Here is a 10,446-nt window from a genome sequence, read left to right as displayed (position 1 = left end):
CTGGTTGAAAACTACTTCGCGAAGATCAAGGAATTCAGAGGCATAGCAACACGCTATGACAAAACGGACTGTAGCTACACAGCCAGTTGGAACCTTGCAGCTGCCCTGATCGCATCAAGATGAATGTCCACAGGCCCTAGTCCGCCCGGGTTTTTCGCGCCGGGAAGAGAATCACATCGCGGATTGACGGTGCGTTTGTCAAAAGCATGATCAGGCGGTCAACGCCGATGCCCAGACCACCCGCCGGCGGCATGCCCTGGTCGATGGCATCGAGAAACTCGTCGTCGAGTTGCTTTTCGCTTTCACCGCGGGCATGGGCCTGCTCAAGTTGCTCAACCATCCGCTTGCGCTGCTCTTCCGGGTCATTGAGCTCGGAAAACGCATTGCCCAGCTCCCAGGCATTGCAATAGGTCTCGAAGCGCTCGACCAGACGCGGCTCGCCAGGAACTTCTTTCGCAAATGGCGAAATGTCCTTGGGGAAATGCGTCACGTGCGACGGCTGGATCAGTGTGGCCTCGACCTTTTCTTCGAAAATGAAGGCCAGGCATTCGCCCCAGGTCCAGTCGTCTTCAATTTCGAAACCGGCGGCCTTGGCCGCAGCGCGGGCTTCTTCGTCGGTCGCAATCGCCCGGAAGTCGATGCCGGTCGCATCCTTGACGGCATCGGGCATGGGGATCCGTTTGAACGGTCCCTTGAAGGAAAGCTGCTTGTCGCCGTAGGTGATGTCCGTGGTGCCGTGGATCGACATGGCCAGCGTTTCGAAAAGCCGCTCGACCAGACCCATGATGTCCTCATAGTCGGCATAAGCCCAATAGCATTCAAGCATGGTGAATTCGGGATTGTGCCGGGTCGAGACGCCTTCATTGCGGAAGTTGCGATTGACCTCGAACACCTTGTCGGTCAGTCCCGAAACAAGCGCGCGCTTGAGAAACAGTTCCGGCGCGATGCGCAGATACATGTCGAGCTTGAGCGTGTTGTGGTGGGTCTTGAACGGTTCAGCCGTAGCGCCGCCATACACGGAGTGCAGCATCGGTGTTTCAATTTCCATGAAGCCGTCGTCTTCCATGAAACGCCGGATGCCCGAAACGATCTTCGAACGCTGGCGAAAGCGCAGCTTCGAGTCCTCATTGGTCATGATGTCGAGATGGCGCTTGCGGTAGCGCAACTCGATGTCCGTCAAGCCGTGCCATTTTTCCGGCATCGGCAGCAATGCCTTGGTCAGCATGGTGATTTCGTGGGCGTTGACAGTCAGTTCGCCTCGCTTGGTGCGCCGCACTTCGCCGGTCACGCCGATGATGTCGCCAAGGTCTATCAGCGGCAGCAGCGCACGCGCCTGTTCCGGGGTCGTGCCCTTGTGACTGAAGATCTGAACCTTGCCGGAGGCGTCATGAATATCCATGAACATGCCGGAGTTGCGTGACGAGAAAACCCGGCCGGCAACAGTGATGATGTCGCCGGTCAGCGTGTCGGGTTCGATGTCGGCGTATTTCTCCGCGAGTTCTTCATTGGTCATAGTGCGGTGAAAATGCGCCGGATAGACCTCGGCCACCGTTTCGCGCAATTTCGCAAGCTTTTGCGCACGAACTTCGGTGACGTCGGAAGACAGGCCTGGCTCGGTCGTGGTGTCGGTCATTGGATTATCCGTTGTTTGCTTTTGCCGCTTCGACGCCCGCCTTGACGGCGACTTCGGCCTGTTTGAGGCGCTGGCGTACGACGGAGCGGCCCAGAATGGCCATGGAGTCAAAAAGCGGCAGGGACCGCGATGAACCGGAGACGGCGATGAACAACGGCGCCAGAAGACTGCGCAGCTTGATTTCGCTCCGTTCTGAAATGGCGCGCAGTTCCGCCTCGATGCTTTCGGCGTTCCATTCAAAGATGTTCTCGAGATCAGGCTGAACCGTCTGCAAGATCTTGAGCACGTCCTCGAGCGGGACTTTCTTGATGCTGGAGAAATCCGACGCGGTCAGACCCAGATCTCCCTTGAGCAGGAAGCCCGTCAGGTCAGGCAGGTCTGAAAGCTTGCTGATGCGCGACTGCGCCAGTTTCATGCCTTCGCCGAAGCGGTCGTTTTCCTGAGCCCAGGCGATGACGCGGGCAACAAATTCCGGTTCGGAAATGCCTTCGCGCAGCCAGCGGCCATTGAGCCAGTCCAGCTTCTGGAGATCAAAGATCGCCCCTGCCTTGGAGAGGTTTTCCGGATCAAAGCTGGCGGTGAGCTGGTCCATGGTCAGCAATTCCTCGCCTTCGTCGATCTGAATGAAGAACAGGCCAAGGAAATTCATCAGTGCCTCGGGCAGGTAGCCCAGCGCGCCATAGTAGGAAATCGAAGTCGGGTTCTTGCGTTTCGACAGTTTCGATTTGTCGGCATTGCGCATCAGCGACAGGTGCATGAACACCGGCGGTTCAAGGCCGAGATACTGATAGATCAGAATGTGCTTGGGCACAGAGGACAGCCATTCTTCGCCACGGGCGACGTGGGTGATCTTCATCAGATGATCATCGACCACGTTGGCCATGTGATAGGTCGGCATACCGTCAGCCTTGAGCAGCACCTGCATGTCGACCGCTTCCCAGGGGATCTCGACCTCGCCATAGACGCCGTCAACAAACTTGCAGGAGCCTTCGGAGGGGATCTTCATGCGCACGACGGACGGCTCGCCGGCCTGCATGCGTTGCGTGACTTCCTCGGCCTTCAGCGACAGGCAGTGGCCATCATATTTGGGCGGCTTGCCGGCGGCGCGCTGGGCGGCGCGCATTTCATCCAGGCGCTCGGGCGTGCAGAAGCAACGGAAACCGTGCCCCTTCTCGACGATTTTTTCGACGTAGGGGCGGTAAAGATCCTTGCGCTCTGACTGCCGGTAGGGGCCGTAGGGACCGCCGATATCGGGGCCTTCCGACCAGGACAGGCCGCACCATTTCAATGCGTCGAGAACCTTTTGCTCGAACTCGGGCGTGGAACGGGCGGCGTCAGTATCCTCGATGCGAAGGATGAACTCGCCACCATGCTTTTTTGCAAACAGGTAATTGAACAGCGCAATGTAGGCGGTGCCCACGTGTGGTTCGCCGGTCGGTGACGGTGCGATGCGCACCCGCGTTGCAGTGTTGGTCATTTGTTTTCGCCCGCTTTCAGGTACGGTTGAATGGTGCGCGCGGCGGCTGTTGCCGGCTGCGATCACCTGCTGGCTTCGCTGCGGCCAGGCAAGGCGCGGCGGTGATCGGCAGGCGCTGCCTTAGGCCATATTGCGTCCTTTGCGTCAAGTATAGGGGCTTCTGCTTGGCTTGAGGTGAGCACGCTGTCCGGGAGCAAACAAGGATCGGGTTTCTCCAGGTTTCTGATTTACGTACCTCAAAAACTGATCTAGAAGGGTGCGCAGGAGGAGATCATGCGGCCCACGGTGCATGACATTGCTGCAGAAGCCGGCGTCAGTCTGGCCACCGTTGACCGCGTGCTCAATCGCCGGCCAGGGGTACGGCGGCAGACTGTCGAAAAGGTCGAGAACGCGGTTCACCGGCTTGGTTATGTGCGCGATGTCACGGCTGCGAATCTGGCCCGGAGCCGGGTGTATCCCTTTGTGTTTGTCATACCGGCAGGACCCAACAGTTTCATGCGTGTGCTCGAGACGGAGATTGATGCGGCGGTGCAGCGCGGTTCTGCCGAGCGGACATCGATCCGGATTGAAACCGTGCCGCCGTTCGATTCTGGCGCGATCGTTCAGATTCTGGATACAATCGACCCGCAAGCGGTCACCGGGGTCGCTTTGGTGGCCACCGATACCGATGAAGTGAGAGCTGCGGTCGACCGGCTGATTGACCAGGGGGTCCAGGTGGCAACGCTGGTTTCGGATCTTCCAGGATCGCGCCGGGTGCATTTTTGCGGAATCGACAATGTCGCTGCCGGCCGCACAGCGGGTAATCTGGTGGGACGGTTTTGCGCCGGGCGCCGCGGCAAGGTGCTTGTGGTGGCGGGATCAATGAAACTGTCCGATCATATGGACCGGGCATCGGGTTTTGCAGCGGTGCTGGAAGCGGAGTTTCCCGATCTGCAGATTGTCGGTCCCGTGGAAACCAACGACGACGCCGCTACGGTCAGGCAAGCTGTTGCAACGGCGCTTGATGCCAGTTCTGATATTGTCGCGATCTACAATCTTGGCGCGGGCAATCGCGGGCTGATCGAGGCGATTCGGGCGCGAAAGCAGCACAAGCCGGCAGTTGTTGCCCACGAAGTGACGCCGCATTCGCGCCAGGCGCTGGCCGATGGCATTTTCGACGCCGTCATCAATCAGGATTGCGGCCATGAAGTGCGCAGCGCGATCCGAGTGCTCAAGGCTTATGCTGACGGGCTCAACCCGTTGAGCGCGCAGGAGCGGATACGGATCGACATTTTTCTCAAGGACAATCTGCCATGACGGGCATCGGGAAAATTGCCCAGCCTTCGTTTGAAAGGACATTCTGCCATGTATCTCGGACTTGATCTCGGAACCTCCTCGCTCAAGGCACTGTTGATTGATGACAATCAGCAAATTCTTGGTTCCGCCAGCGCGCCGTTGACGGTGGAGCGACTGCATCCGGGATGGTCGGAACAGGATCCCGACAGCTGGATTTCCGCGACACGGGTGGCTTTGGCCGAACTGGCAAAAACCCACGCCGGCGACCTCGTCAAGGTGCGCGGCCTTGGCCTGTCGGGCCATATGCATGGCGCCACGACGATAGACCGGGACGGCAAGGTGATCCGTCCCTGCATCCTGTGGAACGATACCCGGAGTTACGGGCAGGCCGCGGCGCTCGATGCCAATCCGCAATTCAGGCGTGTTACCGGCAATATCGTGTTCCCCGGCTTCACTGCACCGAAGCTGAAATGGATGGCGGCAAACGAACCCGACGCATTCGCACGGGTGGCAAAGGTGTTGCTGCCCAAGGACTATCTGCGGCTCTGGCTGACCGGCGAGGCGATCTCCGAGATGTCGGATTCCGCCGGCACTTCCTGGCTCGATGTCGGCAAGCGTGCCTGGGACGATGGTCTGCTTTCGGCCACCGGTCTTGATCGCAGCCAGATGCCGGCGCTGGTCGAGGGCACGGAGCGGGCCGGCGCATTGCGTGCGGAGGTGGCTTCGGAATTGGGACTACCTGCAGGCATTCCAGTCGCCGGCGGCGCGGGTGACAATGCTGCATCCGCCTGCGGCATGGGGACCGTCGGAGACAACCATGCCTTTGCCTCGCTTGGCACGTCGGGTGTACTGTTTGCGGCCAATAACCGCTATCTGCCAAATCCTGACAGCGCCGTGCATGCGTTTTGCCATGCGCTGCCGGGAACCTGGCATCAGATGGGAGTGATCCTGTCGGCGACAGATTCGCTCAACTGGCTTTCAGGCGTGACCTCGACCGAACCTGCAGTGCTCACATCCGAGCTTGGCACGACCCTTAAAGCACCGGGTTCGGTGATGTTCCTGCCCTATCTTTCGGGCGAACGCACGCCGCACAATGACGCGGCCATTCGCGGCTGCTTTGCCGGTCTCGGGCATGAATCGGATCGTGTGGCTTTGACCCGTGCTGTGATCGAAGGCGTCTGCTTTGCGTTCCGCGACAGTCTTGAGGCCCTGGCTCAGGCGGGGACTTCGCTGTCGCGGGTGACCGCCGTCGGCGGCGGGTCACGCTCCATGTACTGGATCGAAGCGCTTGCCACAGTTTTGAACCTGCCGGTTGATATTCCTGAAGGTGGCGATTTCGGAGCAGCATTCGGGGCTGCCCGTCTCGGTCTGATCGCTGCGGAAGGCGTCGATCCCTTGTCGGTCTGCACACCGCCAGCAACCGCCGCCACCATTCATCCCAATCGCGATTTCGCACAGGCCTTTGACGAGGCTTATGGGCATTATCGCGCCCTCTATCCCGCAATCAAAGGAGCAATGTCATGAGTACCGGATTTTTTGGCGACGTCACCAGGATCAAATATGAAGGGCCCGAGAGCACCAACCCGCTCGCCTTTCACCATTACAATGCCGATGAAACCGTCATGGGCAAGCGGATGGAAGAGCATCTGCGCTTTGCTGTCGCCTACTGGCATTCGTTCGCCTGGGAGGGCGGCGATCCCTTTGGTGGACGCACGTTCGACCGGCCGTGGTATCCGCAGGATTCAATGGATCTGGCCAAGCTGAAGGCCGATGTCGCCTTCGAAATGTTCTCGGCGCTCGGCAGCCCTTTCTATTGTTTCCACGATGCCGATGTCCGGCCTGAAGGTGCCAACTTTGCCGAGAACACCAGGAACCTTGAAGAGATCGTCGCTTATTTCGCCGGCAAGCAGGAAGCGACCGGGGTCAAGCTTTTATGGGGTACGGCCAACCTGTTCTCCCACCGCCGCTACATGTCGGGTGCTGCGACCAATCCCGATCCCGAAGTGTTCGCCTTTGCCGCAGCAACGGTGAAAACCTGTATCGATGCCACCCACAAGCTCGGCGGCGCCAATTATGTTCTGTGGGGCGGGCGCGAGGGGTATGAAACCCTGCTCAACACCAATCTGAAGCGCGAGGACGACCAGCTCGGCCGCTTTCTCAATCTGGTGGTCGAGTACAAGCACAAGATCGGCTTCAAGGGCGCCATCCTGATCGAACCGAAGCCGCAGGAGCCGACCAAGCACCAGTACGATTACGATGTCGCCACGGTGTACGGTTTCCTCAAGCGTCACGGGTTGGAAAGCGAGGTCAAGGTCAATATCGAGCAGGGCCATGCCATCCTGGCCGGCCATTCCTTCGAGCACGAGCTGGAACTGGCGCAGGCGCTGGGGATATTCGGCTCCATCGACATGAACCGCAACGACTACCAGTCCGGCTGGGATACCGACCAGTTCCCCAACAATGTGCCGGAGATGGCGCTGGCCTATTACGCTATCCTGAAGGGCGGCGGATTTACGACCGGGGGTACCAATTTTGATGCCAAGCTGCGCCGTCAATCACTCGATCCGGAAGATCTGCTCCATGCCCATATCGGCGGTATGGACACCTGTGCACGGGCGCTCAAGGCTGCTGCGAAGATGGTCGAGGACGGTGTGCTGACCAGCTTCGTGGAGGACCGCTACGCCGGCTGGAATGCGCCGGAAGCGCAGAAGATGCTTGACGGTTCGTCCTCGCTTGCCGACATCGCTGATCATGTCAAAAAGGCCGACGTCAATCCGCAGCCGAAATCGGGTCGTCAGGAATATCTGGAGAATGTCGTCAACCGGTATGTCTGACAAAGGGCATGTGAATGCGGCGGTCGGCAATATTGGGCCGCCGCATTGCCGGCTCCGGGTTTGGTTTGCACAGCGGCGTTTGGTGGCGTAATCAGGGCTTCAATCTGAATGATCAGTCCGGAAGGAAGCCTCGTCATGCAATTTGCCCGCCTGAACGGTATCGTCATCCATCATCAGGTGATTGGTGCGGCTCCGGACCGGCCGACCATCGTGTTTGCCAATTCGCTGGGCACCGACTACCGGATCTGGCGTGATGTGATCGTCCGCATGGTCGGGGACTACAGCATCATCGCCTATGACAAGCGCGGTCATGGCCTGTCAGAAGCGGGTGAGCACACCATGACGATGGACGATCATATTAATGATCTCATCGCCCTGATCGAGCATTTCGAAGCCAAGAACGTCATCCTGTGCGGATTGTCGGTTGGCGGCATGATCGCGCAAGGGCTGGCGGCCAAGAGACCGGATCTGGTGCGGGCGCTGATCCTGTGCGACACCGGCCACAGGATCGGCACACCGGAAATGTGGGACGCGCGGATCGCTGCAATCCAGGAGCAGGGGATTGCCGGAATTTCCGATGCGATCCTGGAACGCTGGTTCACAAAGGCCTATCGCAGCGCCGACAATGCCGAATTCACCGGTTACCGGATGATGCTGGAGCGCACACCCGTTGCAGGCTACACCGGCACTTGCGCGGCGATACGCGACAGCGATTTCACCCAATCGAGCTCGGAATTGGTGGTGCCGTCCATCTGTGTGGTCGGCAGCGAAGACGGCTCGACACCGCCGGCGCTTGTGGGTGAACTGGCGCGGCTGATTCCGGGGGCAATGTACCAGGAAATCCCGGGTGCTGCGCATCTGCCGTGCATCGAGAAACCGATCGAACTGAGTGAAATCATCAAGGCCTTTGTCGAGCGCCTTCCCTCTGCCTGATATCAGGTCATGCCGGTGATCGTGAAGCCCCGGTGCAGGTAGCACTCGCGTGGAGACGCCTGTATGGGGGATGCACCGACACCAACCAACACTGGAACCGCAATGTCACCTGACAGGTCGCCGCAGAAGCTGGCTCACCGTTTTCCCGAGGATTTCATTTTCGGCGTCGCGACCGCTTCCTATCAGATCGAAGGTGCCGCACACGCGGACGGACGCAAACCCTCGATCTGGGATGCATTTTCCCACATGCCGGGGCGGGTCAAGGGCGGTGATACCGGTGACGCGGCCTGCGATCATTACAACCGGCTTGAAGCCGATCTCGACTTGATGGCCGGGCTCGGCGTTGAGGCCTACCGCTTTTCGCTGGCCTGGCCCCGTATTTTCCCCGATGGCATTGGCGAGATCAATGAAAAAGGGTTTGAATTCTACGACCGGTTGCTGGATGGGCTGAAGTCACGCGGCATCAAGGCGTTTGCGACACTTTACCATTGGGACCTGCCGCTTGCGTTGATGGGCCGCGGCGGGTGGACCGACCGGGACACCGCGTCGGCTTTTGCGCAGTATGCAGGGACCGTGACACGTCGTCTGGGCGACAGGCTTGATACGATTGTCACGTTCAATGAGCCCTGGTGCTCGGTTTATCTGGGTCACCTGATGGGCGTTCATGCCCCCGGTGAGCGGTCTGTTGAAGCGGCGATGGCTGCGCTTCACGTCACCAATCTGGCTCATGGCCTGGGCGTCCAGGCGATCAGGGCCGAACGACCCGACATTCCGGTCGGCATTGTTCTCAATGCGATGAGCGTGATGGCCGCAACCGATGCGGTAACTGATCGCAAGGCCGCGGAACGGGCCAATGATTTCAACAACGGGGTGTTCTTCGGACCGGTTTTCGAGGGAGTCTACCCGCCCTCCGTGCTTGAGGGCTGCCGGGATCTGGCGTTGCATATCAAGCATGGCGATCTGGACACGATCCGCCAGCCGCTCGATTTCTGGGGGTTGAACTACTACACGCCGATGCGGGTCAGCGCCGATCCGTCGGCGGCGTTTCCGCATGTCGCAACCGCTTCCGCGGTCAAGCCGGAAAAGACCGATATCGGCTGGGAAATCGAGCCTTTGGGCCTGTCCCATGTGGTCAGGGATCTGTATGGCCGCTACAAGCTCCCCAAATTCTACATCACCGAGAATGGTGCTGCCGACAACACGGATGTCGAAAACGGTGCCGTCAGTGACACGATGCGGCTCGACTATATTTCGTCCCATCTCGCCGTTGCCGCCGATCTGATCGCCGAGAACTATCCGCTGAAGGGATATTTCGCCTGGAGCCTGATGGACAATTTCGAGTGGGCCGAAGGTTATTCGATGCGTTTCGGACTGGTGCATGTCGACTACGAAACGCAGGCACGCACGGTCAAGCAATCCGGCTATTGGTACCGTGACCTGGTTGTGGCGCACGCTGCCGGCTGACAGGCCGGTTTATATTTGGCGGGCGAGGAACCACGGCGGTGGCGGAACGTTATCGGGTTGAAAATCAGCCGGAGCCGCCGCCATGGATCAAACCGTCATCCCATTTGACTGGACGCGCATGCTGCTGGGCGACCAGTCGCCAGTGTTTCTCTTCGAAATCCTGTTCCGCACAATCATCATCTATATCTACACATTCGGCCTGATCCGCTGGATCGGCGGGCGCAGCATTTCGCAGCTCTCACTGGTGGAATTCCTGCTGGTGATCGCGCTCGGATCGGCGGTCGGGGATTCGCTGTTCTATCCGGATGTGCCGCTTCTCCATGCGATGCTGGTGATCACCGTTATCGTTGTGATCAACAAGGGGCTCGATCTGCTGATGTTGAGATCAGACACGGCACAGCAGGCGATCGACGGAATACCCTCCTGGATCGTGCGAGGTGGAACGCTCAACACGGAGCTGTCGTCCGACCGGGGTATGGGCAAGGCCGAGGTGCTGGCGCTTCTGCGGCTTGAGGGGATCCGCAATCTCGGCGAGGTGGAGGCGGCATTCCTTGAGGCCAACGGCGATCTCAGCGTGTTCCGCGCCAAAACTCCGGGCGCGGGGATGCCGATCGTGCCGCCGCACGAGATTTGTCCGCCAGCGCGCATTTCGCTCCCGTCCGAAGATGAAGGCGCAGGCTCGCTGAGCCTGTGCTGCATGGAATGCGGCTCGTTGCGGGCCCGGACAGAGCGACGTTGCCACAACTGCGGTGGAGAAGACTGGACACCGGCGATGATGGCAGATCCCGCTACGGCGTGACGGCATAACGGCGTCGGGCGTGGGCCCGTCG

At 59.6% G+C, this 10,446-nt stretch carries 8 protein-coding genes and 1 pseudogene; 7 read left to right on the top strand and 2 right to left on the bottom strand.

The window, feature by feature from the left end:
• Positions 1–123: pseudogene (locus ABJN75_RS07495) on the top strand (IS5/IS1182 family transposase); the annotation flags it as partial.
• A 13-nt stretch (positions 124–136) separates the two neighbouring features.
• Here the strand turns inward: ABJN75_RS07495 and lysS are convergent.
• Together lysS and gltX are read right to left on the bottom strand one after the other, a co-directional pair.
• Positions 137–1,633: a lysine--tRNA ligase gene (lysS, locus tag ABJN75_RS07490; protein ID WP_348438313.1), complete on the bottom strand. Its 1,497-nt coding sequence runs from the start codon at positions 1,631–1,633 to the stop codon at positions 137–139.
• Positions 1,634–1,637: 4 nt separating this feature from the next.
• Positions 1,638–3,110 carry a glutamate--tRNA ligase gene (gene gltX, locus ABJN75_RS07485; protein ID WP_348438311.1) on the bottom strand — a complete coding sequence of 491 codons (1,473 nt, stop codon included), beginning with the start codon at positions 3,108–3,110 and terminating at the stop codon, positions 1,638–1,640.
• A 273-nt stretch (positions 3,111–3,383) separates the two neighbouring features.
• Here gltX and ABJN75_RS07480 point away from each other — a divergent pair, with 273 nt between their 5' ends.
• The 6 genes from ABJN75_RS07480 to ABJN75_RS07455 all read left to right on the top strand — a co-directional run bounded on the left by ABJN75_RS07480 (position 3,384) and on the right by ABJN75_RS07455 (position 10,415).
• The gene (locus tag ABJN75_RS07480) at positions 3,384–4,406 is read left to right on the top strand and encodes a LacI family DNA-binding transcriptional regulator (RefSeq protein WP_348438310.1); all 1,023 of its coding nucleotides are present in this window, start codon (positions 3,384–3,386) and stop codon (positions 4,404–4,406) included.
• Positions 4,407–4,454: 48 nt separating this feature from the next.
• The gene (xylB, locus tag ABJN75_RS07475) at positions 4,455–5,909 is read left to right on the top strand and encodes a xylulokinase (protein WP_348438308.1); all 1,455 of its coding nucleotides are present in this window, start codon (positions 4,455–4,457) and stop codon (positions 5,907–5,909) included.
• Positions 5,906–7,219, top strand: coding sequence for a xylose isomerase (xylA, locus tag ABJN75_RS07470; RefSeq protein WP_348438306.1), 1,314 nt, complete (start codon positions 5,906–5,908; stop codon positions 7,217–7,219). Before xylB ends, xylA begins: the two co-directional genes overlap by 4 nt.
• A 135-nt stretch (positions 7,220–7,354) precedes the next feature.
• Positions 7,355–8,152, top strand: coding sequence for a 3-oxoadipate enol-lactonase (pcaD, locus tag ABJN75_RS07465; RefSeq protein WP_348438304.1), 798 nt, complete (start codon positions 7,355–7,357; stop codon positions 8,150–8,152).
• 102 nt (positions 8,153–8,254) lie between these two features.
• A complete protein-coding gene (locus ABJN75_RS07460; protein WP_348438302.1) occupies positions 8,255–9,616 on the top strand; it encodes a GH1 family beta-glucosidase in 1,362 nt (453 codons plus the stop codon).
• An 82-nt stretch (positions 9,617–9,698) separates the two neighbouring features.
• Positions 9,699–10,415 (top strand): YetF domain-containing protein, encoded by a 717-nt coding sequence (locus ABJN75_RS07455; RefSeq protein ID WP_348438300.1) that lies wholly within the window; start codon positions 9,699–9,701, stop codon positions 10,413–10,415.
• Positions 10,416–10,446: the final 31 nt, after the last annotated feature.

The sequence above is a fragment of the Hoeflea sp. genome (genome assembly GCF_039975035.1).
GTDB lineage: Bacteria > Pseudomonadota > Alphaproteobacteria > Rhizobiales > Rhizobiaceae > Hoeflea.
The sequence above is the reverse complement of the archived record's forward strand: the minus strand, read 5'-3'. Positions and strand labels throughout refer to the sequence as shown.

Coding starts and splice junctions, on each gene's coding strand:
- lysS (WP_348438313.1), bottom strand. CDS start 1,633: ATGACCGACACCACGACCGAGCCAGGCCTGTCTTCCGACGTCACCGAA.
- gltX (WP_348438311.1), bottom strand. CDS start 3,110: ATGACCAACACTGCAACGCGGGTGCGCATCGCACCGTCACCGACCGGC.
- ABJN75_RS07480 (WP_348438310.1), top strand. CDS start 3,384: ATGCGGCCCACGGTGCATGACATTGCTGCAGAAGCCGGCGTCAGTCTG.
- xylB (WP_348438308.1), top strand. CDS start 4,455: ATGTATCTCGGACTTGATCTCGGAACCTCCTCGCTCAAGGCACTGTTG.
- xylA (WP_348438306.1), top strand. CDS start 5,906: ATGAGTACCGGATTTTTTGGCGACGTCACCAGGATCAAATATGAAGGG.
- pcaD (WP_348438304.1), top strand. CDS start 7,355: ATGCAATTTGCCCGCCTGAACGGTATCGTCATCCATCATCAGGTGATT.
- ABJN75_RS07460 (WP_348438302.1), top strand. CDS start 8,255: ATGTCACCTGACAGGTCGCCGCAGAAGCTGGCTCACCGTTTTCCCGAG.
- ABJN75_RS07455 (WP_348438300.1), top strand. CDS start 9,699: ATGGATCAAACCGTCATCCCATTTGACTGGACGCGCATGCTGCTGGGC.